Raw genomic sequence first — 24,754 nt, 5'->3', positions numbered from 1 at the left:
CGGTAGATGGCATTTCACGAGGTAAGATTTCCTGCTTCATTGAGCTTCGGCTCGGTCGGGGGACCGGAGCGGCGCACGGATATCGTGACGTTGGCGAACGGGTTTGAGGAGCGTAACACGCCCTGGGCGCACTCGCGCAGACGGTACGATGCCGGGTTTGGTTTGCGGTCACTGGATGATGTCGAAGCGCTGATCGCTTTCTTCGAGGCGCGCCAGGGCCAGTTGATCGGCTTTCGCTGGAAGGATTGGAGTGACTATAAATCCTGTCCGCCATCGCAGGACGTCGGCCCGTTGGATCAGCTGATTGCTGTTGGCGATGAGGTGACGGATCGTTTTCAGCTGATCAAGACCTATCGGTCCGGTGAGACAACGTATGATCGCCCTATATCGAAACCTGTTGTCGGGTCAGTGCGCGTCTCGGTTGGTGGCGATCCTTTGCAAGAGGGCGTGGACTACACCGTCGATCATGAGACAGGGGGCATTTCGTTTGATCATCCGCCTGATCTGGCGGCTGAAGTGCGGGCTGGTTTTGAGTTTGATGTGCCGGTGCGTTTCGATACCGATGCCATCCTGAGCTCGCTATCGAGCTTTCAGGCCGGTGAGGCACCGAATGTACCGGTCGTGGAGATCAGGGTATGAGCGCTGGTGATCTGCAGGCTCATCTGGCCACCGGCGCTACGCATGTCTGCCATTGCTGGGCATTGGTGCGGCGTGATGGCGTGACGTTTGGATTTACCGATCATGATCGGCCCATTCGGTTTGAGAGCCAGGAATTCATGCCTGAACGTGGGCTGTCCGCGCTTGCGCTGGCAAGCACAACCGGCCTTTCGGTTAACAATACCGAGGCATTGGGTGTGCTGCAGTCCGATGCGATCACAGAGGCGGATATTGAAGCGGGCCGGTATGACGGGGCGCAGGTCACGACATGGCTTGTTCAATGGGACAATCCGGATGCGCGACAGGTCCGGTTTGCCGGTACACTTGGTGAGATCACGCGCAATTCTGGCGGTTTTCAGGCCGAGCTTAGGGGTTTGACAGATGCGTTGAACCAGCCGCAGGGCCGTTCGTATCTGACCGGGTGTAGTGCAGTGTTGGGTGATGCGCGCTGTCGCTTTGATCTGACCGATCCTGCGTTTTCTGTTGAGATTGCTGTGGATGCGGTCGCTGAAGCGCAGGTGTTTCGGTTTGCCGGTCTCGGGGCTTTTAATGATCGCTGGTTCGAGGGTGGTCTGCTGGAGGTCCTGACTGGTGCCGGCAAGGGTCTTCAGGGTGTCATCAAGCTGGATCAGGTCGGGCAGGGAACGCGGGACATCACGCTTTGGCAGCCGGTCCGCGCCAGTATTTCTGTCGGTGATCAGGTGCGCCTGATCGCCGGGTGTGACAAACGTGCCGAAACCTGTCGAGAGAAGTTTTCCAACCTGATCAACTTTCAGGGTTTCCCTGACATTCCGGGCGATGACTGGCTGGTCAGCGTTCCACGTTCTGACGGTGGCAATTCTGGCGGAAGCCTGACCAGATGAGCGAAGTTTTCGTTCAATTAGCCAGATCATGGATTGGTACGCCCTATCTGCATCAGGCGTCGATGAAGGGCGTTGGTTGCGATTGCCTGGGGCTGATCTGCGGGGTGTGGCGCGAGGTCTTCGGTGAAGAGCCGGAGAAGGTGCCGGCCTACACCGCCGACTGGTCCGAGCCGCAGGGTGATGAGAGGCTGATGGCAGCGGCCTCGCGTCACATGCGCCGCGCTGAGGCTGAGATGGCGATTGGTCAAGTTCTGTTGTTTCGGATGCGGGACGATGGTGTGGCGAAGCATCTGGGCATTCTTTCACAGGTCTGCCCCGATCCGCATTTCATTCATGCCTATACCGGACACGGGGTGGTCGAAAGCCCGTTATCCGACCCATGGCGTCGGCGCATCGCCGCGCGTTTCACAGTTTCACAAGGATAAGACTTATGGCGACAATCGCTCTTTCCGCTGCGGGTATGGCTGTTGGTGGCTCCATTGGTGGCTCTGTTCTGGGGTTGTCGATGGCAACGATTGGTCGCGCGGCGGGTGCAGCCATCGGGCGCCGCATTGATCAGCAGCTTCTGGGTTCCGGTAGTGAACCGATTGAGACGGGCCGGGTTGACCGGTTTCGCCTCACGGCCGCCGGTGAGGGCGCGGACCTTCAGCAGATCTACGGGCGGATGCGGGTGTCTGGGCAGGTGATCTGGGCCACGCAGTTTCGCGAAACAAGCCAGACCAGCGGCGGAGGTGGTAAGGGGTCCTCACCCCAGCCCAAGACAACCAAGTATTCCTATTCAGTCAGCATGGCGGTTGCCCTTTGTGAGGGGGCCATTTCCCGTGTGGGGCGCATCTGGGCTGATGGTGTCGAAGTGTCGCGTGACGATCTGAATATGCGTCTGTATCGCGGCACGTCCGATCAATTGCCAGACCCAAAGATTGCTGCGGTCGAAGGTGTCGAGAATACGCCAGCGTATCGTGGGACGGCTTATGTCGTCTTTGAGGCTTTGCAGCTGGAGCAATTTGGTAATCGTATCCCCCAATTCTCATTCGAGGTCATGCGGCCTGGTCCGGCGGACGCGCCGGATGAATTGCACGATTTGCATGATCTGGTCGGGGGCGTTGCCCTGATCCCGGGCACGGGGGAATACGCTTTGGCAACGTCCCCGATCTATCTGTCGGCGGCTTATGGCCAGCAGCTTGCCATCAACACAAACTCACCATTGGGCGGTACCGACTTTTCGGTGTCCATGGATGGGCTGCAAGAGGAATTACCGTCGTGCAAATCCGTTGTTATGGTGGTGTCTTGGTTTGGCGATGACCTGCGTTGCGCTAATTGCAGCGTTCAGCCGAAGGTAGAACAAAAACAGGCTGATGCCGCTGCAATGCCTTGGCGTGTGGCCGGACAAACACGCAGCACTGCTGCTTGGGTTCCCCTGCTGGAAGGTGAGCCCGTTTACGGGGGTACACCGACCGATGCATCGGTTGTCGAAGCAATCAGGGACATGAAAGCGCGCGGATTGGAGCCGGTTTTCTATCCGTTTATCTTGATGGAACAACTGGCTGATAACAGTCTGCCGGATCCTTGGACCGGACAGGTCGGACAGCCCGCCTTGCCCTGGCGCGGCCGTATCACGACGTCGCTGGCCCCAACACAGACCGGCACACCCGATGGCACTGCCGCTGCCGATGCAGAGGTTGCCGCCTTTATGGGAACGGCAGCGGTTGGCGACTTTTCGATCTCCGGCACACAGGTCAACTATTCGGGCCCAGGCGCATGGGGCTATCGCAGGTTTATTCTGCATTACGCACATCTCTGCGCGGCGGCTGGTGGCGTTTCGGCCTTTTGTATTGGGTCAGAGATGCGCGGTCTGACACAGATCCGCGGGACAGCCAACAGTTTCCCTGCTGTTGAGGCATTGCGAATTCTGGCTGGTGAGGTTCGCGGAATTCTGGGGTCCGATTGCAAGATCAGCTATGCCGCTGACTGGTCGGAGTATCATGGCTATCAGCCTGTTGGAACGAATGATAAATTCTTTCATCTGGATGCTTTGTGGGCCGACCCGAATATCGATTTCATCGGGGTCGACAACTACATGCCGATCGCTGATTGGCGCGATGGTGATGATCATGCCGATGCGTCGGCCGAGTCGATCTATGATCTGGATTATCTTGGGGCCAATGTGGCCGGTGGAGAAGGCTACGACTGGTATTATCCGTCGCCTGAGGCGCGTGATGCGCAGCGCCGAGCACCGATCACAGACGGTGATGAAGAGCCGTGGGTCTGGCGCTATAAGGACTTCCTAGGGTGGTGGAGCCATCAGCACAACAACCGCATTGATGGCGTGCGGCAAGTAGAGCACACGCCTTGGGTCCCGATGAGCAAGCCGATTTGGTTTACGGAATTTGGTTGTGTAGCCATCGACAAGGGGGCCAATCAGCCCAACAAGTTCATCGACCCCAAATCGTCGGAATCGCAGTTGCCCTATTACTCAAACGGCAATCGCGATGACTTCATACAGATGCAGTATTTGCGCGCGGTCTATGCCCATTTTTCGGATGAGGCCAATAATCCAACTTCGAGCGAATATGACGGCCGGATGGTCGAAACCGACCGTATGCATGTCTGGGCCTGGGATGCGCGCCCATATCCGTTTTTCCCCGGCAATCGCAGCCTATGGTCGGATGGGGACAATTATGCGCGCGGGCATTGGTTGAACGGACGCGCAACCAACAGGTCGCTGGCGTCCGTTGTGGCCGAGATTTGTACCCGGTCGGGGGTGACATCATTTGACGTCTCACGCCTTTACGGTGTGGTGCGCGGCTATGGCGTCCGCGATACCGGATCGGCGCGTGCCGCTTTGCAACCGTTGATGATGGCATATGGTTTTGAGGTGATGGAACGGGACGGGGTGCTAGTTTTCCAGAATCGGGACGGCCGCGTTGATCATGTGGTGACCGACGACACCCTGGCGATTGATGCTGAGAAAGATCGATCCATCTCTTTGACAAGGGCACCGGCGACGGAAATTGCCGGTCGCGTGCAACTGTCCTATCTGAGTGCGGATGGCGACTATGAAGCGATTGCGACCGAGGCGGTTCATCCTGACGAGGTGAGTTTTGGTGTTGCCCGGACGGAAGTACCGCTGGCGCTGACCCGCAACGAAGGTCGCCATACGGTATCCCGTTGGCTGCAAGAGGCGCGGGTCGGCCGTGATACGGCTGAGTTTGCGTTGCCACCGTCACAGATCGCTGTGGGTGCTGGTGATGTTGTCTCTGTTGAAACGGTTGATCACCGGGGAACCTATCGTATTGACCGGGTGGACGAGGCCGGTTTGCGCCTGGTCGAAGCGACGCGGATTGATGCCGAAGTGTATCGCCAACAGACAACCGTGGACGAAGCAGTTGTATTGCAGCCCTTTGTTGGCCCGGTGCCGGTCGAGATGCTGTTTATGGATTTGCCTTTGCTGACCGGTGATGAACAGCCGACGGCGCCTTATGTTGCTGCATCGGGTCGGCCGTGGCCCGGGACCATTGCCCTTTATGGTGCGGCACAGGACAGTGATTATGTCCTGCAGGACCTGATATCGGATGCAGCGACCATCGGGATCACCCAATCCGATCTGGCGCGCGGTCCGGCAGGGATCTGGGATCGTCAGACGGGGCTGAATGTGGAGTTGGTGACAGGTGAGCTCAGCTCCACTGGTGTTGAGGCCTTGTTGGCGGGGGCAAACACGTTTGCGATTGGTGATGGAACCGCCGACTTCTGGGAAATTGTGCAGTTTCGCGATGCGATACCGCTGGCGGCGCGACAGTATGCCTTGCGTGGAATGCTAAGAGGCCAAGCCGGAACCCGCGGTTTGATGCCGGATGTCTGGCCAGCGGGCAGCCGCGTCGTGCTGTTGAATGGCGTGCCTGAGCAGATCGCCCAGCCAACCGCATCGCGCGGAAATACCCGGCATTTTCGGTATGGACCTGCGAAAAGCCCGATCAATGCGCCGAGCTTTAAGTATGAGACATATGTGTTTCAGGGCAATGGATTGCGCCCTTATCCGGTGGCCCATTTGCGCGCATCACCATCAGCAACCGGGCTTGAGGCAAAATGGATCAGGTGTAGCCGGATCGATGGCGACATCTGGGCGGATGGGGACATCCCCCTGGGTGAAGAAACAGAGAGCTATATCTTGCGTGTGGTTCAGAATGGGCTGGTGCGACGTCAGGAGGCCTTGACCGTGCCTCAGTGGACCTATGCCACCGCCGACATGGTGTCAGAGGTCGGGACATCCGCGTTTGCCATTGAGGTTGCACAGGTTTCTGCGCGCTATGGCGCTGGTCCCTTCACCACGCTTGTCATGCAAGCCTCATAGCCATGCGTCCCGTACAGTTGGCCGATATCGAGGTTGTCGCCCTTGCTTTACTGGCCGTTCGGCCTGAAGCAAGGCGCAGGACGGTTGCCGAGATATGCGAGGATTCAGATGCCGCAGACCGCTTTCGAAAGCGGTTGCGGCGGCCTCATCCGGTTTTTGGCACGGGGACTTTGATGTCTGCGGCCAGCCGCTATCCTAAAGGGCGCCGCCCCGACCGCTGCAACGCCGAATATCTTGACTGTATTGCTCTGATCGCAACGCATCTGTCTGACAAAACAAAGCATCACGCCGCCTGATCTAGCATATCACAGGATTGTTCTTGGCGAAGAGCCCAAGATTGGACTAAACCAGAAGTTCCAGAACAAGGAACTTCGCCATGGCGCATCTCAAACCATCCCTGACCGAGGTTGATCCTGTATGGCATCGGATCTGCGAAGAGGCTGAGCAGGCTATCGCTGACGAACCTTTGATGGGCGGCCTGATTCATGCGGGTGTGCTGCATCACAAGACCTTCGAGAATGCGCTGGCTTATCGGATTTCGATGAAACTGGCCTCGCCTGAGATGTCCGAGCAGATTTTGCGCGAAATTGCTGATGCAGCTTATGTGGCCGCACCTGAGTTGGCAGCCGCAGCGCGTGCCGACCTTGTGGCGATCTATGACCGTGACCCCGCCTGCCATCGTTTCATGCAGCCCCTGCTGTTCTTCAAAGGATTTCAGGCGGTTCAGTCCTACAGGCTGGGGCATTGGCTTTGGGAAACCAAGCGTCGCGATCTAGCCTATTTCGTGCAAATGCGTGTCAGTGAGATTTTCGGCGTCGATATTCATCCTGCTGCGCGCATCGGGAAAGGGATCATGATTGACCATGCCCATTCCATCGTGATCGGCGAAACCGCCGTTGTCGGCGACAATGTTTCGATGCTGCATTCGGTCACGTTGGGCGGCACTGGCAAAGAAGACGATGATCGTCATCCGAAGATTGGCAACGGTGTCTTGATCGGGGCGGGTGCGAAAGTGCTGGGCAATATCACAGTCGGCCATTGCAGCAGGATCGCGGCAGGTTCAGTCGTGCTGGCAGAGGTGCCGCCGATGAAAACCGTCGCCGGTGTGCCCGCCAAAATCGTCGGTGAAGCCGGGTGTTCACAACCTTCGATATCAATGGACCAGATTTTAGGTCAAATCGAATAACGCAAAACGCGGGCCCCATATGAGGTCCGCGTCTTTCATCTTGTAACCTGAGGTCAGGCCAACATGGTCATCGGGTTTTCAAGGTTATCCTTGATGGCCTGCAGCAGGTTCGCACCCAATGCGCCGTCGATCACCCGGTGGTCGACTGACAATGTCACCGACATGACGATCCCTACGGTCAATTCGCCATCATCACCCACAATTGGTTTCTTGACTCCGGCACCGACCGCCAGAATGGCGGCATGCGGTGGGTTGATGATGGCATCGAAGTTGTCGATGCCAAACATGCCAAGGTTTGAGATAGCGAAGCTGCCGCCCTGATATTCATGTGGCGCCAGCTTGCGATCGCGGGCGCGAGTGGCCAGATCCTTCATCTCGGCCGATAGTGCAGACAATGATTTCATGTCCGCATCTTTCAGCACAGGCGTGAACAGCCCACCTTCAATGGCGACAGCAACGGCCACGTCCGATTTCTCAAACTGCAGCGTGCGGTCGCCCGCCCAAACAGCGTTTGCCTCGGGCACTTGCTGCAGGGCCAGGGCGCAGGCCTTGATAATGAAGTCGTTGACCGACAGCTTTACGCCGCGCGGTTCGAGCTGCTTGTTCAACTGGCTTCGGAATTTCATCAGAGCATCAAGCTGGATATCGCGACGCAGATAGAAATGCGGCACCGATTGCTTGGCCTCGGTCAGGCGGGCGGCGATAGTCTTGCGCATCCCGTCCAGCTTGACCTCTTCAAACGGGCGGCCTTCGTAGGTTTTCAGCACCACATCGGTACTTGGTCCGGCAGCCATTGCAGCGGCAGGCGCTTCCGATTTGGCACCGGGTGTATCCGCCTTGGCCGGTTTCGCGCCGGGCTGAGCACTCTCAACATCTGCCTTGATGATCCGGCCATGCGGGCCAGAGCCTTTGATGTCTGCCAGATCAAGGCCCTTATCCGCTGCAATCCGCCGGGCGAGAGGGGTGGCGAAGATACGATTCCCATCGGCACCCTTGGTTGCGGCCGGTGCGGGTGTCGCATCGGTTTCGCCACGCCCGTCACCCTTTGCCGGGGCAGTCTTATCGCTTGCCTCTGCCGGGGCGGCGTTGGATGAACCGCTATCCGATTTGGCAGACACCGTGCCGATGTCATCAGCGTTTTCGCCTTCTTCCAGCAGGACGGCGATCACGTCGTTGACTTTCACGCCTTCGGTCCCTTCTGGAACGATGATCTTGCCGATCACGCCTTCATCCACGGCCTCGAATTCCATCGTGGCCTTGTCTGTCTCGATCTCGGCCATGACATCGCCGGACGATACGGTATCGCCTTCCTTGACGTGCCATTTCGCCAGCGTGCCTTCCTCCATGGTGGGTGACAGGGCGGGCATCAAGATTTCTGTGGGCATTAGGCTATCTCCTCGACGCGGACACGGTTGAATGGGGATTGAGTAGCCAGACCGGTGCGGACAGCTAGGATTTCGGAAAGATGGTTGTTTACCCAAGTCTTGCGCGCGACCTCAGTAGCCGCGTCGCCACATTCGTCATCAAGCAATTCACGCGGCACAATGAATTGATACTTGGTATCGCCGTCCTTGGCCGTAAACATGATTTCGGTCCCGCCGTCCCGGCTGCAAAGTGGGCTATGTTTCATCCGGGCACCTACCGGTAGGTCACTTGCTTGCAGGCATCGACCACTTCATCAGTCGTCACCAGTGCGTGTTTTTCAAGGTTGGCGGCATAAGGCATCGGGACATCCTTGCCCGTGCAGGTGATCACCGGTGCGTCGAGATAGTCAAACGCCTCTTGCATAATGACCGAGCTGATATAGCCGCCAACGCTGCCTTGCGGCCAACCTTCTTCGACCGTGACACAGCGGTTGGTCTTGCGGACCGATGCGAGGATCGTGTCAGTGTCCATCGGGCGTAGCGTGCGCAGGTTGATCACCTCGGCATTGATACCGTCTTCGGCCAGTTTCTCAGCCGCTTCCAGCGCGTAGGTCATCCCGATACCAAAGCTGACGATTGTCACGTCATCCCCGGCGCGTTCGATCTTGGCCTTGCCGAACGGGATTGTGAAATCATCCATCACAGGCACATCAAATGACTTGCCGTAAAGGATCTCATTCTCGAGGAAAATCACCGGGTTGGGATCGCGGATCGCGGTTTTCATCAACCCCTTTGCGTCAGCGGCAGAATACGGCATGCAGACCCGGAGGCCCGGCACCTGCATGTACCATGCGGCGTAGTCCTGTGAGTGCTGCGCGCCCACACGGGCGGCGGCACCGTTCGGGCCACGAAACACCATTGGTGCGCCCATCTGACCACCTGACATGTAAAGCGTCTTGGCGGCAGAGTTGATAATCTGGTCAATAGCTTGCATGGCGAAGTTGAACGTCATGAATTCAACGATGGGCTTCAGCCCGCCAAAGGCTGCACCCACGCCGATCCCGGCGAAACCATGTTCGGTGATCGGCGTGTCGATCACCCGTTTGGCGCCGAATTCATCGAGCAGGCCCTGGCTGATCTTATAGGCACCTTGATACTCGGCAACCTCTTCCCCCATCAGGAACACGTTGTCATCGCGGCGCATCTCTTCGGCCATGGCGTCGCGCAGTGCCTCGCGGACGGTCGTTTGCTTGACCTCTACGCTTTCATCCCAATCTGGCGTGGCATCCGGGGCCGGTGCGGCAGGTGTTGCAACGGCAGGCGCTTTTGCTGGCATTTCCTCAGGCGCTTCCGATTTCTGCTCTTCGGGTTTCGCGGCAGCGGGTGATGAGCCGGCTTCCGGTACGTCTTCACCTTCTTCCACCAGAATGGCGATGGGCGTATTCACTTTGACGTTCTCGGTACCTTCCTCGATCAGGATCTTGCCGACGACACCTTCGTCCACGGCCTCGAATTCCATCGTGGCCTTGTCGGTTTCAATCTCGGCCATGATGTCGCCTGACGACACGGTATCGCCTTCCTTGACCAGCCATTTGGCCAGCGTGCCTTCTTCCATGGTAGGGGACAGGGCGGGCATAAGAATTTCAGTTGCCATGGCTCAAGCCTCCTGCGGGATTTCTGTTGCGTAGATATCGGTCCAAAGCTCCTCCAGCGCGGGCTCCGGGCTTTCCTTGGAGAATTCGGCCGCTTCGTTCACGATGCCCTTGATCTCTTTGTCGATCGCCTTCAGGTCGTCTTCGGACGCATGTTTGCCTGTCAGCAGCATCTCGCGGACCTGTTCGATTGGGTCCCGCTCATCGCGCATCTTCTGGACTTCTTCGCGGGTCCGGTATTTGGCCGGATCGGACATGGAGTGGCCGCGATAACGATAGGTTTTCACTTCCAGAATGTATGGGCCTTTGCCTGCCCGGCAGTGGGCGACGGCGCGTTCACCCGCCTCTTTGACGGCCAAAACGTTCATGCCGTCTACCTCTTCGCCGGGAATGCCGTAAGCGGCACCGCGCTCCCACAGCGATGGTGACTTGGTTGAGCGTTTTACCGATGTCCCCATGGCGTACTGGTTGTTTTCAATGACAAAGACTACCGGCAGATCCCAGAGTTCGGCCATGTTGTAGGTCTCATAAACCTGACCCTGGTTCGCGGCCCCATCACCAAAATAAGTGAAAGTCACGCGATCATTGCCCTTGTATTTATCAGCAAAGGCCAAGCCAGCACCCAGCGGGACCTGCGCCGCGACAATCCCGTGCCCGCCATAAAAATCCTTCTCTTTCGAGAACATGTGCATGGAGCCGCCTTTACCTTTGGAAAAGCCGCCTTCGCGCCCGGTCAGTTCGGCCATGATCCCTTTGGGGTCCATGCCGCAGGCCAGCATATGGCCATGGTCGCGATAGGATGTGACACGCTTGTCGCCTTCCTCTGCTGCGGCTTCCAGGCCCACAACAACCGCTTCCTGTCCAATATAGAGGTGACAGAAGCCACCAATGAGGCCCATGCCGTAAAGTTGGCCCGCCTTTTCCTCGAACCTGCGGATCAGCAGCATTTCACGGTAATGTCCTAGCAATTCCTCGGCTGAGACGTTGGGTTTCGCGGCGGCCTTCTTTTTAGGCGGCATGTGCTATCCTCCGGCGCTTGTGCAATATAGTTTAGCGTTAAACTATCTTTTAGAGCATGTTCGGAAGAATTGCGAGGGGCAAAGTGACGTATCGTCACCAGCCACGATCATAGCCGGATTGCACCTAGCGAATGACGATTTCGTCCGCGCGGATCAGGCCCAGCACGTCGCGCGCCTGTTCGTCCAGCAGGTCCAGGTCAAGATAGGTATCAGACAGCCGGGTCGTCAGGTTTTCCATCCGGGCGACTTCGGCTTCAAGGCCGGCAAGTTCAACTTCCAAGGCTTGACCTTCGGCCTTGACTTCAATGCGTTTGAATAGACCGTAATCGCCCTGCACAGCGGCAAAGGTGAAATAGAGGCCCAGCATCAGCGCGCCCAGAAAATAGAAAACTGTGCCCAGCGGGGGACGGTTACGTCGTAACATCAGCTTGCCTCATCACATCGCCTCTGACGGGCGACTTTGGGCAAGAATCGCACAAACGCAACGCAATGTGAATCCCCTAAATGTCGGAAGTCACTCTTTTCGCTGATGTTTCCGCAAGTTAGCCGGCGACGGAGGCGGCGAAGATTTCGTCGATGGTTTGGCCGAGCGTTTCATTGAACACATCATCGCTTTGCTGGGCGGACAGACCTTCGGTCAGGGCGCGTGAGAAGCTGGCGACGACACCTTTGTTCTGGGACAGACGCGCGTTCGCTTCATCGCGGCTGTAGCCGCCGGACAAGGCCACGACCCGCATGACGTTGGGATGATCGACAAGGGGTTGGTAGATGTTTGGCTGCTCTGGCAGGGTCAGTTTCAGCATGACGTGCTGATCGGGTCCGAGTTTGTTCAGATGGACGAGGATTTCGTCGCGCAGGATTTCTTCGGCCTTGGCCTTGTCGGTCATCTTGATGTTGATCTCGGGTTCGAGGATCGGGACAAGGCCGTGGTCGAGTACCTGTTTGCCGACTTCGAATTGCTGGGCGACGTTGGCCGCGATCCCGCTGGCGGAGGCGGCGTTGATGACCGATCGCATTTTGGTGCCAAAGATGCCGGCGGCGGCGGCACGGGGCAGGAGCGTGTCGAGCTGATCCATCGGTTTCATGAGCTGCACGCCGTCGCTTTCAGCCTCTAAGCCCTTGTCGATCTTCAGAAAAGGAACGACATGGCGGTCTTGCCAAAGGTATTGGGCGGAGGGTTTGCCGCCGATCTTGCGGTCCATTGTCATCTCGAACAGGATGGCGCCGATGATCTTGTCGCCCGTAAAAGAAGGCGCGTTGACGATCCGGCTGCGCATGGCGTGGATCAGGTCGAACATTTCGGCGTCACTGGAATAGGCGTCCGCGTCGATGCCGTAGGCGGCGAGCGCCTTGGGGGTTGATCCGCCGCTTTGATCCAGTGCGGCGATGAAGCCGTCGGCGCTGCGGACTTGCGCTGCTTGTTCCTGATTTGACATGAGAAATTCACCTTAAACAATGAGACGAAGGGCAGGCTCGTGGCCCGTTAACAGCTGTTCTAAGCGACGGGTTTGGCTGTTGCAATTGTGGTGGCGCTAACAGATTGCAGGAAGATCGGCGGGCCGTGACAGGTGTTGCGTGACCCCCCCACCGAACGGTGATTTCGCGACAAAGCCGCGAATCAATGGTTAACGCCAATTTTTGCTGGGAAATGTGCTGTCGGCATCGCGTCGGATTTGCGTCGGCAAAGCGTATGGCAGTTTTGCAGGCACCGGGCGGGATAAATGCCCCGACCGGTGCCCATGCGGTTTGTTAGTTACTGGTCAGATATTGCGCTGGCAGGTCGCCGTTGATCCAGTCGGTGATCGCACGCTGCTGCATTTCGGCAGCGATACCACGCCAGACCTGTGCCACCTGTGGTCCGCGTGCGCCGAACCGTGCCTCGATCTCTTCGCGGAGCGAGGTTGCGGCGATATCGCCTGCGGCCTCGGCCAGAAGCGCATAGTAATAGGCGCGGGCATATGACCGAGCCTCGCCGGTTCCGGCGAAGTAATTGAGCGCCAGCGTCCGCAGATCGCGGGGGTTGTCGCCTGAGACAAGGGTGATGGCGGCAGGTGCCTGCGTGGTCGTCAGGTAGTCGGCCTGTGCGGCCAGCACCGCCTGCGTTGTCATCCGCGCCTCCAGCCGGTCAAGCTGCGCGACGGCGCCGGGCATGTTGTCTGCGGCAGCAATCAGTGCGTAGCCGTAGGCGGCGGGAATGTCGCTGTTTTCGGTGGCGCGGGCCAGTAGTGCGGCAGCGGGACCTGCATTGTCCGGGTCATCCAGCAATGGTGTTAGCAGGTCAGGCACCAGCGCGCCGCTGCGTGGTACGCCCGTGCCGTCGAGCAATGCATTCGCAAGGGTTATTCGCTGTGTTGCCGACAGGTTGTCAGGCGTTTGCAGGGCGGCCAGATCGGCGGTGGTCAGGATCTGGCTGCGCGCCAGCGGTGTGCTGCGTGCTTGCAAACCAAGGGCGGCGATCAGCGTTTGTGGCGTGTCGTAGAGATCGGGTTCAATCACGATGCCGCCGGGCGGCAGATCGGCCTGAATGGTGATTTCGCCAGGGTCGGTCACGAATGCTTCAACCTCTGTCATCAGTTCACCGATGAAATTCCGCTCCACCGCGCCAAGCGGGCGTAGCCCACCTTCGCTAAGTGCCTGCGAAACAAACTCGGTCCCCAGTTCGCGGATGGTCACGGGGTCGCGCAGGTTTTCGGGCAGCACGGCGGACATGGCTGCCCAGCCGCCATCATCCTTGAGCGTGACAACCGCGCGCGAGACACGGATCGCCGGGTCACCGGGATATCCGTAATCGCCGAGCCGCGGCAGGATGGTGCCGCTGGCCGAATAGTCCAGAATGCCAAAGCCGTTGATGGCGACAGTGCTGTCCAAGGCCGTTTCGCCGGTCGTGTATTCATAGCTGGCACGTATCTTGAATTGATCGAGTGGCACGTCCTTGTAGCCTGCGGTGCGTAAGGCCAAGGCGATATCGCGCTCCACACAGGCGAGGCTGGCGCGCGCGCCGATCAGGTTGAGGTTGATTTCTGCCGCAGTCTGGAAGGGTTGGGCGAAGTCGCTGCTAAGTGTGGCGCGTTCGATCGTGATTTCGCATTGGCGCGCCTGATCGTAGGGCAGAAGGGGCCGCGCGACGATGCCGGAGATCGAAACGATGCCGCGCATCGGGTCTGCTGACATGTGGTCGTATTGCAGTTCCATCCGGGTGCGGATGGCCGAGATGCCGGTATTGGCGATGGCCATGGCAATGCGGTCGGGAGAGAAGAATTCGCCCAAGGTGGCTTGGGGGTCGCGATCCTGGGCAAAGGTGGGTGTTGCGATCGTCAGGGCGATGGTCGCGCAGACGGTGAGGGATTTATAGGTCATGGTACACTCCTTGTGAACGCTGTTCATATTATGTGAACAGCGTTCATTATCAAGGGTGTTCTTTGTGACGCTACGTCAGGGGTGTTTACCCGAGGGCTGCGACACCCGGTAGGGTTTTCCCCTCCATCCATTCCAAGAAAGCCCCGCCAGCGGTGGAGATATATGTGAAATCATCCGCTGCACCCGCTTGGTTCAAGGCCGCGACCGTATCACCGCCACCGGCGACAGAGGTGAGCCGCCCGGCCTTGGACAATGCGGCGGCCTTGTTGGCGGCTGCATTTGTGGCGGCATCGAAGGGTTCGATTTCGAACGCCCCCAGCGGGCCGTTCCAGACCAGTGTTTTGGCCTGCTCCAACACCTCGCTGATATAGGCGACGGTTGCGGGCCCGGCATCAAGGATCATTGCATCGTCGGGGCAGGCGTCGGGGGCGAGGGTTTCATTGGCGGCACCGGCCCGGAATTCGCGGGCGACGACGATGTCGCGGGGCAGGATGATTTCGCATCCTGCGGCTTCGGCCTTTTTCAGGATGTCGCGGGCGGTGTCGGCCAGATCATGTTCGCAAAGCGATTTGCCGACGTTGATCCCTTGCGCGGCCAAGAAAGTATTGGCCATGCCACCCCCGATCACGAGATGATCGACCCTGCCCACCAGATTGCCAAGCAGGTCGAGTTTGGTCGATACCTTGGCCCCACCGACGACGGCGACGACAGGCCGTTCGGGATGGCCAAGCGCCTTTTCCAGCGCGCCGAGTTCTTCGGCCATCAGGCGCCCGGCACAGGCGGGCAGGAGCCGCGCAATCGCTTCGGTGCTGGCATGGGCGCGGTGGGCAGCGGAAAACGCATCGTTGACATAAATGTCCCCGAGCGAGGCGAGCCGTTTGGCGAAACCTTCGTCATTCTTTTCCTCGCCGGGGTTGAAGCGCAAGTTTTCCAGAAGCAGAACCTCATCCCCCTGCATTTCGGACACCGCATCAGCGTAGTCGGAATTGACCCATGTCACCGGCAGGCCCAGCACGTCGGCCACGGCGGGGGCGATGATTTCCAGCGACATCTCTGGCACGACCTTGCCTTTGGGCCGTCCGAAATGCGCCATCAGGATGACCTTGCCGCCTTTGTCCTGGATATCTTCGACCGTGGGCACGATCCTTTCAATCCTTGTGGTGTCGGTGACGGTCCCGTCTTCGACGGGGACGTTGATGTCGACCCGCACCAGCGCGCGCTTGCCTGCGAAATCCATATCGTCGAGTGTTTTCCAGCCCATCGTTCATTCCCCCATGATGCGGTTTCACGAGGCTTGTTGCGGCAATGCGCTGCCCGCGTCAACAGGGGCGGGTTGGCAATCACGTGCGCAAGCCATATGTCAGTGCGCAACGCAGAGGTAAGGAGTGACCCATGGCCGATATCAAAGACCCCGAAAACACGATCATCATGACCCTGAAGGGCGGCGATGTGACTATTGAACTGCTGCCCGATGTGGCCCCGCAGCATACCTCCCGGATGAAGGAACTGGCCCGTGCGGGTGCCTATGACAATGTGTGTTTTCACCGGGTGATTGACGGGTTCATGGCGCAGACCGGTGATGTGGCCAATGGCAACATGGAGAAGGATTTCAATATTGGCCGTGCGGGCACGGGTGGGTCTGATCTGCCTGATCTGCCGGCCGAGTTTTCGAAGATCCCGCATGCCCGCGGCAGCCTGGGCGCTGCCCGGTCGCAGAACCCCAATTCGGCCAACAGCCAGTTCTTTATCAACTTCAAGGACAATGATTTCCTGAACGGCCAGTATACCGTCTATGGTCAGGTCGTGTCCGGGATGGAGCATGTGGATGCCATCAACCGGGGCGAGCCGCCGATGAACCCCGACCGCATGATCAGCGTCAAGGTGGCTGCAGATGTATAAGCTGGCAGCCCTACTGGCCGTGATGGCCGCGCCTGCGTTCAGCGCAGGGCTGGAGATTGATATCGAAGGCGAGGCGAATGGCACGATTGTCATCGACCTGTTCGAGGATATCGCACCGCTGCATGCCGCGCAGATCACGGCGATTGCCGAGGCTGGCGATTACAACGGTGTCGTCTTTCACCGGGTGATCGACGGCTTCATGGCGCAGACGGGTGATGTGCAGAACGGTGTTATGGGCGGCGATCTGTCCCGTGCGGGCACGGGTGGGTCGCAGTTTGACGATATTCCGGCGGAGTTTTCGGATCGTCCGTTTGAACGTGGGATTATTGGTATGGCGCGGGCGCAGAACCCGAATTCGGCTAACAGCCAGTTCTTTATCATGTTCGAGCCCGGTTATTTCCTGAACGGGCAATATACCGTCGTGGGTGAGGTCACATCCGGCATGGAGATTGTCGACGCGATCAAGCGCGGGACCGGACCCAATGGTGCTGTCATCGGCAAACCGGACGTGATGACCGAGGTTCGCGTGACCGAGTAACGAAACAGGCCAGCCCCCTCACTTTGCTGCGAGGGGGCTATGCCACGTGATGCCCATCGGCCAGTCTGCATGAAACGATGCGGAGAGTGCCATGCGCCTGATTACCCTTGTCCTTTCATTTTGTCTTGCTGCCGGTATGGCCGTGGCCAGCCCGGAAGTCTGGTCGCGCGAATGGCCCAATACGGATTTTGCGAATACCAGTGTAGAGAACTGGATCGAAATCATGTCGGGCGGGCCGCCCAAGGATGGGATACCGGCGCTTGATGATCCGGCCTTTATTCCCGCGTCCGAAGAAAACCGGCTGACCCCCCGCGAACCTGTCATCACGCTTGAGATCGAAGGCGAGGTGCCGCGCGCCTATCCGATCCGCTATCTGACATGGCATGAGATCGTGAATGATGAGGTGGGCGGTATTCCTGTGGCCGTCACGTTCTGCCCGCTTTGCAATTCGGGTATCACCTTTGACCGGCGTACGGATGCAGGCGTGTTGATCTTTGGTGTGTCGGGCAAGCTGCGCAACTCCGATATGATCATGTATGACCGCGAGACCGAAAGCTGGTGGCAGCAAGCCATTGGTGAGGCAATTGTGGGCACGCTGACCGGCACGGAGCTGCAGAGCCTGCCAAGCTGGATGGAAAGCTGGGATGCCTTCATCAGCCGTAATCCCGACGGGTTGGTGATGGCGCAACCGGATTTCGCGCGGAATTACGGTGCCAATCCCTATGTGCGTTACGATAGTTCGGAGCGTCCGTTTCTGTATTCGGGTGAGTTGCCGCCCCATGACATCCCCGCCCTTGCCCGCGTGGTGCGTGTCGGTGACAGGGCCTGGCCGCTGACCCGCCTGGCCGATGCGGGCAGTGTGACCGAGGCGGGTGTGACGTTGCGCTGGGCCGAAGGGCAGGCATCTGCGCTGGATACCGGGCGCTTGGGCGCGGGCAAAGAGGTTGGCAATGTCCGGGTGATGGATGCGGCGGGCAATGACCTGGCTCATGACGTGATGTTTGCCTTTGCTTTCCATGCATTCTGGCCGGAGGGTGAATGGATGCTGGGCGACTGACAGCGGCTTGACTTCGTCCATATGCGCCCGTCTGGTGCGCGGATGGAACGGAAATCCCAGATCGATCTTTTTGGTGCGGTTGCACTGACTGGCTTTTCAATGCTGCTGGCGTTCAATCAGGTGGTGATCAAGGTCACCAATGATGGTTTGCAGCCAGTGTTTTTCGCCGGTGTCCGGTCGGCTGGTGCGGTTCTGTGCATCTGGCTGTGGATGAAGTGGCGGGGTATTCCGCTGCGTTTTGAAAAGGGTACGTTGCTTGCCGGTTGGGCGATCGGCCTGACCTTTGCGTTCGAATTTCTGTGCATGTTCATCGCACTTGATCTGACGACGGTCAGCCGATCCGCCGTGATCTTTTATTCGATGCCCGTGTGGCTGGCGATCATGACCCATTTCGTGATCCCCGATGACCGTTTGACCCCGACCAAGGCGGTTGGGTTGACGCTGGCCTTTGCCGGGGTTTGTCTGGCGATCCTGCGCCGCGCCGAGGGCGACGGTAATTTCTGGGGTGATCTGGCCGCACTTGCTGCGGCCTGGGGATGGGCATTGACCGCGTTGCTGGCCAAGGCGTCGCCGCTGGCGCGCGTCCGGCCTGAGATTCAGCTCTTCTGGCAAGTCGCTGTCTCTGCCCCAATCTTGCTGCTGGCGGCGTTCTTTTTTGGACCGTTTATTCGTGATCTGGCGCCGATCCACATTGTCGGTCTGGTCTTTCAGATCGTGATTGTCGTGAGTGCCGGGTTCATCTTCTGGCTTTGGTTGTTGTCAATCTATCCGGCCTCTGGCGTTGCCTCGTTCAGCTTTCTGACCCCGGTGCTGGCAGTCGCGCTGGGCTGGTTGTTGCTGGGCGAAGAGATTGGGCCGGACCTGATTGGCGCGCTGGTTCTGGTGGCGATTGGGCTGGTGTTGATCAACCGACCTGTCAGGTCCCGCAGAATGTCCGTGTGACCCGTTCATCCGTGGTGGGTGGCCGGGCGTAAGGGGCGGTATCGTCCGTCAGGTCTGAGAAAGGTTGGGTTACGGCGTCAAGCAAGGTGTGAAACGGGGCAAGATCCCCGTTGCGCCCGGCGCTGATCACCTCTTCCACCCGGTGATTGCGGGGAATGATTTTGGGGTTGCTGGCGGCCATCAGCGCGGGGTCCAGTGCGCGGTTTTGCCAGCGCTGCGCCCAGACGTCGAACGCGTCGCGGTCGAGGAACTGATCGCGTGCATTTTCCGAACCGAGGTTCGCGAATGTGTTGGTGAAGTCCGCGCTGTCCTTTGCCATCAGATCCAGCAGGTCTGTGATCAGTTGCGCATCGTCCGGCGTTGGGTCGGGCAGCCCCAGTTTGGCCCCGAAAGTGGACAGCCAGGCGGCTTCGTAAAGCGGGGGGAAGCGGTGGACGGCGGCGGTAAAATCCGTGATCGCCTTCTCCCTATCATCCATAAGCGGGATCAGGGCAGTGGCGAATTGCGCCATGTTCCAAGCCCCGATGCCGGGCTGGTTGGAATAGGCGTAGCGCCCAAACTGGTCGATAGCGCTGAAGACGGAATCCGGGTGGAAATCGTCGATAAAGGCACAGGGCCCATAGTCGATGGTTTCGCCGGCGATTGAGACATTGTCGGTGTTCATGACCCCGTGGATGAACCCCAGCCCCATCCATTTGGCGATCAGTTGGGCGTAGCGCCCGATGACCAGATCAAGGAGGTCTGCCGGTCCGGTCGCATCGGGGTAGTGCCGGGCGATCACGTGGTCGGTCAGCGCTTGCAGTGCGCCCATGTCGCCGCGAGCCGCAAAGAACTGGAACGTGCCGACGCGGATATGGCTTTGGGCGACGCGGGTGATGATGGCGCCGGGCAGGGCGTCTTCGCGGAAGACCGGCTCGCCTGTGCTGACGGCGGCCAATGCGCGGGTTGTGGGGACGCCCATGGCATGCATCGCCTCGCTCACCAGATATTCGCGCATTACTGGGCCGAGCCAAGCCCGTCCGTCGCCGTTGCGCGAATAGGGGGTGGGACCGGCCCCTTTCAGCTGGATATCACGGCGGATGCCGTCGCTGCCCACCACCTCGCCCAGCAGGATGGCGCGCCCGTCGCCCAGTTGCGGGTTCCAGTTCCCGAACTGGTGGCCGGCATAGGCCTGTGCCAGAGGGGCGGCACCGTCGGGAACGCTGTTACCCCCGAAGACTTCTGCGGCGTCCATGGCGTTTAGATCAATGCCCAGCATCGCCGCCAGATCGGCATTGGTCGCGATGATTTCGGGCGCTTTGACCGGGGTCGGCTGCAGGGACGTGAACATATGCCCGGGCAGGCGGGCATAGCTGTTATCGAAGGGGATTGGCTGGCTCATACCCATGGATATAGGCCATGCCGCCCAAGATCACACCCCCGATGGTTTTGTGTCCGGCGCTGCCTTTGGCCCCGGTTTGGTCATCGCCGTTTGGGTATCGTCCAGTGGCAGCTTGCGCCGTGCAAAGGCCAGCGTGCTATGGTCGGTGCGTTTGGTTGCATCGCGCACCGCCCGTTCAGAGAAGGCCACGAAACGGTCGAGCATGGCAAAGAAGATATCCAGACTGAACCCGAAGAGGAACGACACCACAAAGAGCGAGAAGCCCACGCTGGTCGCGGCCTGTTCGATGGCCGAGCCGGGGGCGTAGAACCAGCCCAGCACGATCCCGGCCAGTGAGGCGAGCACGACCCGGTGCAGCAGGCGGATCAGGGACGGGTGCGGCATCAGCGGGTCGAGCACATAACGCATGTGATACATCACCGCGCCCATGGCCCCGTAAAGCGCGGGCAGGATCCAGAGTGCGTAATAGCCCACATGCCAGCGCAACTGTTCGACATTCTTGGCAAACTGCACGCCCCTGAAATCGGTGGAGGCGATGACGCCGTTACAGGCGAGCGATTTCTTTTCCGCATCCAGCATCTCGCGCCAGCGGGTGAAGGCGGTTCCGTCTGGGTCTGCGGTGTCGGGCAAAAGCGCCTCTCTGCACGGCGCATCTGTTGCCAGTTGTTGCAATTGCTGGCTTTGCGCTACTGCGACAATGGAGGCATCCGGGCAGTGGCTGCGGTAGGACTGCGAGGCGTCGTAGAAGTATTGGCCGCTGAAGCAGTAAATCTCTTTCATGCCGATTAGTGGGAACACGGCCCTGACCGCGATGTAATTGCCGATCTCGCCGCGCAGGTTTGACATGCGACGCGTGATTTCGCCCAGTTCAGCCTCGTTCGCTTCGAGAAGTGACAGCGACACGGTGTCGTTGAGCGGCAGGCCGGTTGGATCGGTGGAGGCCCGTTCTTCCATCTGGAGGCGGGCCAGTACGTGTTCGCGCACCAGCCGGTCAATGGATTGCTGGGGTTTGTCGGCCATCAGCTCTTCGGCTTGCGCGATCAGCCCGGTGCCTTCGTTATGGACCAGGGTCAGCCGCGCGACGACGACCATCAGGATGATTGAAGCAATCACAAGGCCGAAGGTGATGCATTTGGTCAGAAGCGGTGCCCGCCCCGGTGTCCAGCCAGCCTTCAGCGCTGCTACCGTCGAAAACGGGATGTCGCGGGCCGTGTCGTTCAAAATCTGCTGCAATTCCACAACAAGCTGATGACTGATCGGCCGCTGTCGCAGGCTGGAGGCGATGGTTTGAAACAGCCTTTCGTCCTTGAACGATCCAGCGTAGCGCCCGTAGGTCGCATAAAGCCGGGCGTCGGTGATCAGGTCGTCGATGTATGCTTCATCGATTTCGCGGTTCGCGTCCAACGCTTCGATATCAATCCGCTTATCCATGGGTGCCCTCGATGTAGCCATCGGGGGTTCCGCAGCCGCATGGGGTGCCGACTGTGCCTTGATCCACGAAACACCAGCCCTTTGGGGTGATGCAGATCGTGCCGGGTGCGTGTGGGGGAAGCTCGCCTTCAGCGATCAGAAGGGATGCAAAAGAAACGATAAAAATGCCAAGAAGGCACACTGGTAAACGACGCATTTGAATGTCCGATCAATAAAAAGACTTGTTAATAATAACTTGAGTATACCCCAAAAGGCCTCTGGAGTCTAATCGGGTGCCAATGCCGCGCTCTCGGACTGGTTGATCGGTCGGATCTGATGCTCTGTTTAAGGGGTGCTGGTTTACAGTCTGGCGAGCCGTTCGGCCAGCAGCGCATAGAACCCTTCGGCATTGATATCTTTCATGAAAACGGCGTTTGCGGGCCTGTTCGTCACCCGCCACCAATCCGCAACGGTCATGCCAAGCGTCAGGTCGGAGCCGGTTTCAACCTCAACATTGATATGCCGACCCTGAAACAGATCAGGATTGATCAGATAAGCGATGGTGCAGGGATCATGCAGCGGGGCCCCTTCGGAGCCGTATTTTTCCATATCGAACCGTTCGAAAAAATCGGTCCAGGCGGCGACCATATCGCCCACTTTCGTGCCCATGGACCGGAAAGCGTCGACGCGCGGTCGTGTCGTCAGCGCCTGATGCGTGACGTCCAGCGGCATCATGGTTAGCGGCACACCGGCGCCGAACACAAGTTTGGCGGCTTCCGGGTCTACATAGATATTGAATTCGGCCGAAGGGGTGATGTTGCCAACCTCGAAATAAGCGCCGCCCATCAGGACGATTTCCTGCACACGTGCGATAACATCAGGCGCGCGCTGAAATGCGGTTGCGATGTTGGTCAAGGGGCCAATTGGGCAGATCGTGACGGTGCCTGCCGGTTCCTTGCGCAGTGTTTCGATAATGAAATCAACACCATGCTCATCCTGAAGCGGCATGGTCGGGTCATCCATCTGTGGCCCGTCCAGCCCGGTTTTGCCGTGAACATGCTCGGCGGTGACCAGTTTGCGTGCCAACGGGGCGTCGCACCCGGCGAATACCTTCGTATCGGTGTGTCCCGCCAGTTCGCAGACGATCCGCGCGTTTTTCTGGGTCAACGGCAGGGGAACGTTGCCTGCCACCGCTGTGATCCCCAGAAGATTAACATCTTCAGGCGAGGCGAGAGCCAGCAGAATAGCGACGGCATCGTCCTGTCCGGGGTCGGTATCAATGATGATCTTGCGCGGCGCCATGGCACTGTCCCTTGTGGTATCAGGCGCAGAGTGTCGCGTCCGTGCGGCAGGGGCAAGGGCCGTTAGGCGGTTGTGGGAAATCACGAAATGTCATCTGCAAAATGATCAATGGGTGCACCAGCGGCCAAACTTTGCCAATTGCAGATACAATCATAGGACACCTATTGCCTATCTGGAAACATCAGCGCCGTATTGCGCATTATTGTTTCTAATTTGGCGGCGCTGCGCCGCTTTTTTGCCATTTTTCAGGGACCTATGGTAAGTAGCGATCAGGACCGCCATGTCTCTTGGCGAAGGTACAAAGCCTTCTTATATGTCCTCAAAGGAGAACGAAAATGACCCGTACTATGAAGCTGCTGACACCTATTGCTGTACTTACTGCGCTGGCTGTTCCAGCTTTTGCACAGGACGCCGCGATCGACGTGAACGGCGATGGGATGTACAGCTTTCCTGAGTTGCAGGCAGTGATGCCTGAGATGACTGAAGATGAATTCACAGCGCTCGATTCAACAGGCGATGGCCTGCTGGATGCTGACGAGATTTCTGTAGGTGTTGAGGCCGGCCTGCTGCCGTCCTAACGAAAGGGTCCCGTCCGATCAGCCCTCTGATCGGCAACCCCGCGCCCCCCGCGCCATGCCCCAATCGGGCGCGGGGGGCTGCAGAAACGTTCGTTCGTCGCCTCCCCTCGGGCGGACGTTTTCCCGTCAGGTGTTGGCGCCGCGTGACAGCGCCGCAACGCCGGTTCGGGCGATTTCTTCTAAACCAAGCGGCTGCATGAGATCGGCGAAAGCGTCGATTTTCTCGGATGTGCCCGTAATCTCAAAAACGAATGATTCCAAGGTGCTATCGACCACATTTGCCCTGAAGATATCGGCAAGTCGAATGGCCTCGATCCGCTGATCGCCTGTTCCCACCACTTTGAACAGCGCCAGTTCCCGTTCGACTGATTTTCCTTCGACGGTCAGATCGTTGACCTTGTGCACGTCCACGATCCGGCCCAGCTGCGCCTTGATCTGGTTGATGATCTGCGGTGTTCCGGTGGTCACGATAGTGATCCGGGACCGGTGGCCCAGATGATCCACCTCGGCCACGGTCAGGCTGTCGATGTTGTAGCCGCGCCCGGAGAACAGCCCGATGACACGGGCCAGAACACCGGGTTCGTTTTCCACCAGAACCGCCAGCGTGTGCTGTTCTTCCTTGTCCGAGAATGTGGGTCGGAGGTCGTAGGCGGAGTGGCTGGTGGAGCCTTTTTTGATTTTGAGGGGGGACATGGGAAACCTTTGATTTTAGCTGTCGGATTTGCGTCGGACTTGCGTCGGCAAAACGTCGGACCCCAACGGGCGGGGTGTTGATTGATTATTCATAACCCAGAACGACATCTGTAATTCCATCTGCCGCGCTCAGAGTATCAAGGAGCGTTTGTTGTAGTGCCTGTGTTGTCGGCTCTGCATGATGCCGTCGAAAGCGTTTCCATGCATATTTGCCTTCAGGGAGTATCATGAGGAGATGCCCGTCGTCATAGTTTCCACAAAACATACCAAGATCGAACGGTTCCTGGTGTTCGATCGATAAGTATTCGCAGTTTTCGCCGTAGAGGCTCATGAGATCTGGGTTCATGGCGCGCGCTACATATCCGCGCGCGCCCAACTCAGATACCAGAAAGTCAGCCAGTCGCTTGGCAAAGACCGTGTTTTCGTAGCCCTCTTTGCGACCATACTCGATCTCCTCCTGCGTTGGAGGAAATCGATCAGATTTGAAGAAGATCGTGTCTGGCATCAT

General features: G+C 58.6%; 23 protein-coding genes. 10 read left to right on the top strand and 13 right to left on the bottom strand.

Annotation, left to right across the window (positions count from 1 at the left end; genetic code table 11):
- Window positions 1-6 precede the first annotated feature (6 nt).
- The 5 genes from ACFWW4_RS04970 (at window position 7) to cysE (ending at window position 7,054) form a co-directional block, all read left to right on the top strand.
- Window positions 7-639, top strand: a complete 633-nt coding sequence (locus tag ACFWW4_RS04970; protein WP_411889850.1) for a TIGR02217 family protein — start codon at window positions 7-9, stop codon at window positions 637-639.
- On the top strand, window positions 636-1,520 hold the full coding sequence (locus ACFWW4_RS04965) for a DUF2163 domain-containing protein (RefSeq protein WP_411889849.1): 885 nt from the start codon (window positions 636-638) through the stop codon (window positions 1,518-1,520). Before ACFWW4_RS04970 ends, ACFWW4_RS04965 begins: the two co-directional genes overlap by 4 nt.
- Entirely contained in the window at window positions 1,517-1,945 is a 429-nt protein-coding gene (locus tag ACFWW4_RS04960; RefSeq protein ID WP_411889848.1) for an NlpC/P60 family protein, read from the top strand. Before ACFWW4_RS04965 ends, ACFWW4_RS04960 begins: the two co-directional genes overlap by 4 nt.
- 5 nt (window positions 1,946-1,950) lie before the next feature.
- Window positions 1,951-5,868: a glycoside hydrolase TIM-barrel-like domain-containing protein gene (locus tag ACFWW4_RS04955; protein ID WP_411889847.1), complete on the top strand. Its 3,918-nt coding sequence runs from the start codon at window positions 1,951-1,953 to the stop codon at window positions 5,866-5,868.
- Between the two features lie 376 nt (window positions 5,869-6,244).
- Window positions 6,245-7,054, top strand: a complete 810-nt coding sequence (gene cysE / locus ACFWW4_RS04950) for a serine O-acetyltransferase (protein ID WP_393929399.1) — start codon at window positions 6,245-6,247, stop codon at window positions 7,052-7,054.
- Between the two features lie 53 nt (window positions 7,055-7,107).
- Here the strand turns inward: cysE and ACFWW4_RS04945 are convergent, their stop codons facing one another.
- From ACFWW4_RS04945 to ACFWW4_RS04910, 8 genes are all read right to left on the bottom strand, one after another.
- Window positions 7,108-8,439: a pyruvate dehydrogenase complex dihydrolipoamide acetyltransferase gene (locus tag ACFWW4_RS04945; RefSeq protein WP_411889846.1), complete on the bottom strand. Its 1,332-nt coding sequence runs from the start codon at window positions 8,437-8,439 to the stop codon at window positions 7,108-7,110.
- Window positions 8,439-8,684 (bottom strand): hypothetical protein, encoded by a 246-nt coding sequence (locus tag ACFWW4_RS04940; protein WP_411889845.1) that lies wholly within the window; start codon window positions 8,682-8,684, stop codon window positions 8,439-8,441. The genes ACFWW4_RS04945 and ACFWW4_RS04940 overlap by 1 nt, the downstream gene beginning before the upstream one ends.
- A gap of 8 nt (window positions 8,685-8,692) precedes the next feature.
- Window positions 8,693-10,072: a pyruvate dehydrogenase complex E1 component subunit beta gene (locus ACFWW4_RS04935; RefSeq protein WP_411889844.1), complete on the bottom strand. Its 1,380-nt coding sequence runs from the start codon at window positions 10,070-10,072 to the stop codon at window positions 8,693-8,695.
- Window positions 10,073-10,075: 3 nt separating this feature from the next.
- A complete protein-coding gene (gene pdhA / locus ACFWW4_RS04930) occupies window positions 10,076-11,089 on the bottom strand; it encodes a pyruvate dehydrogenase (acetyl-transferring) E1 component subunit alpha (RefSeq protein ID WP_393929391.1) in 1,014 nt (337 codons plus the stop codon).
- Between the two features lie 124 nt (window positions 11,090-11,213).
- Entirely contained in the window at window positions 11,214-11,513 is a 300-nt protein-coding gene (locus tag ACFWW4_RS04925) for an FtsB family cell division protein (RefSeq protein WP_393929389.1), read from the bottom strand.
- Window positions 11,514-11,631: 118 nt separating this feature from the next.
- Window positions 11,632-12,525, bottom strand: coding sequence for a fructose bisphosphate aldolase (locus tag ACFWW4_RS04920; protein ID WP_411889843.1), 894 nt, complete (start codon window positions 12,523-12,525; stop codon window positions 11,632-11,634).
- A 313-nt stretch (window positions 12,526-12,838) separates the two neighbouring features.
- Window positions 12,839-14,446: a hypothetical protein gene (locus tag ACFWW4_RS04915; RefSeq protein WP_411889842.1), complete on the bottom strand. Its 1,608-nt coding sequence runs from the start codon at window positions 14,444-14,446 to the stop codon at window positions 12,839-12,841.
- A gap of 85 nt (window positions 14,447-14,531) precedes the next feature.
- A complete protein-coding gene (locus tag ACFWW4_RS04910) occupies window positions 14,532-15,707 on the bottom strand; it encodes a phosphoglycerate kinase (RefSeq protein ID WP_411889841.1) in 1,176 nt (391 codons plus the stop codon).
- Window positions 15,708-15,838: 131 nt separating this feature from the next.
- On the opposite strand from ACFWW4_RS04910, the gene ACFWW4_RS04905 reads away from it, so the two are divergent.
- The 4 genes from ACFWW4_RS04905 (at window position 15,839) to ACFWW4_RS04890 (ending at window position 18,882) form a co-directional block, all read left to right on the top strand.
- Complete coding sequence (locus tag ACFWW4_RS04905) at window positions 15,839-16,345, top strand: peptidylprolyl isomerase (RefSeq protein WP_411889840.1); 507 nt, start codon at window positions 15,839-15,841, stop codon at window positions 16,343-16,345.
- Window positions 16,338-16,883 (top strand): peptidylprolyl isomerase, encoded by a 546-nt coding sequence (locus ACFWW4_RS04900; RefSeq protein WP_411889839.1) that lies wholly within the window; start codon window positions 16,338-16,340, stop codon window positions 16,881-16,883. The genes ACFWW4_RS04905 and ACFWW4_RS04900 overlap by 8 nt, the downstream gene beginning before the upstream one ends.
- Before the next feature lie 91 nt (window positions 16,884-16,974).
- Window positions 16,975-17,940, top strand: a complete 966-nt coding sequence (locus ACFWW4_RS04895) for a DUF3179 domain-containing protein (protein WP_411889838.1) — start codon at window positions 16,975-16,977, stop codon at window positions 17,938-17,940.
- Window positions 17,941-17,982: 42 nt separating this feature from the next.
- Complete coding sequence (locus ACFWW4_RS04890) at window positions 17,983-18,882, top strand: DMT family transporter (protein WP_411889837.1); 900 nt, start codon at window positions 17,983-17,985, stop codon at window positions 18,880-18,882.
- Here the strand turns inward: ACFWW4_RS04890 and ACFWW4_RS04885 are convergent.
- From ACFWW4_RS04885 to ACFWW4_RS04875, 3 genes are all read right to left on the bottom strand, one after another.
- Window positions 18,857-20,263 (bottom strand): protein adenylyltransferase SelO, encoded by a 1,407-nt coding sequence (locus ACFWW4_RS04885; protein ID WP_411890002.1) that lies wholly within the window; start codon window positions 20,261-20,263, stop codon window positions 18,857-18,859. The genes ACFWW4_RS04890 and ACFWW4_RS04885 overlap by 26 nt on opposite strands.
- A gap of 30 nt (window positions 20,264-20,293) precedes the next feature.
- Complete coding sequence (locus tag ACFWW4_RS04880) at window positions 20,294-21,694, bottom strand: hypothetical protein (protein WP_411889836.1); 1,401 nt, start codon at window positions 21,692-21,694, stop codon at window positions 20,294-20,296.
- Window positions 21,695-22,033: 339 nt separating this feature from the next.
- Window positions 22,034-22,975, bottom strand: a complete 942-nt coding sequence (locus ACFWW4_RS04875) for a nucleoside hydrolase (protein ID WP_411889835.1) — start codon at window positions 22,973-22,975, stop codon at window positions 22,034-22,036.
- A gap of 335 nt (window positions 22,976-23,310) precedes the next feature.
- Between ACFWW4_RS04875 and ACFWW4_RS04870 the strand changes: the two genes are divergently transcribed.
- Window positions 23,311-23,553 (top strand): hypothetical protein, encoded by a 243-nt coding sequence (locus tag ACFWW4_RS04870; protein WP_411889834.1) that lies wholly within the window; start codon window positions 23,311-23,313, stop codon window positions 23,551-23,553.
- 126 nt (window positions 23,554-23,679) lie between these two features.
- Here the strand turns inward: ACFWW4_RS04870 and ilvN are convergent, their stop codons facing one another.
- Window positions 23,680-24,246, bottom strand: a complete 567-nt coding sequence (ilvN, locus tag ACFWW4_RS04865; RefSeq protein WP_393929363.1) for an acetolactate synthase small subunit — start codon at window positions 24,244-24,246, stop codon at window positions 23,680-23,682.
- 85 nt (window positions 24,247-24,331) lie between these two features.
- Window positions 24,332-24,751 (bottom strand): hypothetical protein, encoded by a 420-nt coding sequence (locus ACFWW4_RS04860; RefSeq protein ID WP_411889833.1) that lies wholly within the window; start codon window positions 24,749-24,751, stop codon window positions 24,332-24,334.
- Between the last annotated feature and the right edge of the window lie 3 nt (window positions 24,752-24,754).

Origin of the sequence: Yoonia sp. SDW83-1 (assembly GCF_046762885.1) — a bacterium.
Taxonomy (GTDB): domain Bacteria; phylum Pseudomonadota; class Alphaproteobacteria; order Rhodobacterales; family Rhodobacteraceae; genus Yoonia.
Note: the sequence above shows the minus strand (reverse complement) of the source record. Positions and strands in the feature narration are given on the sequence as shown.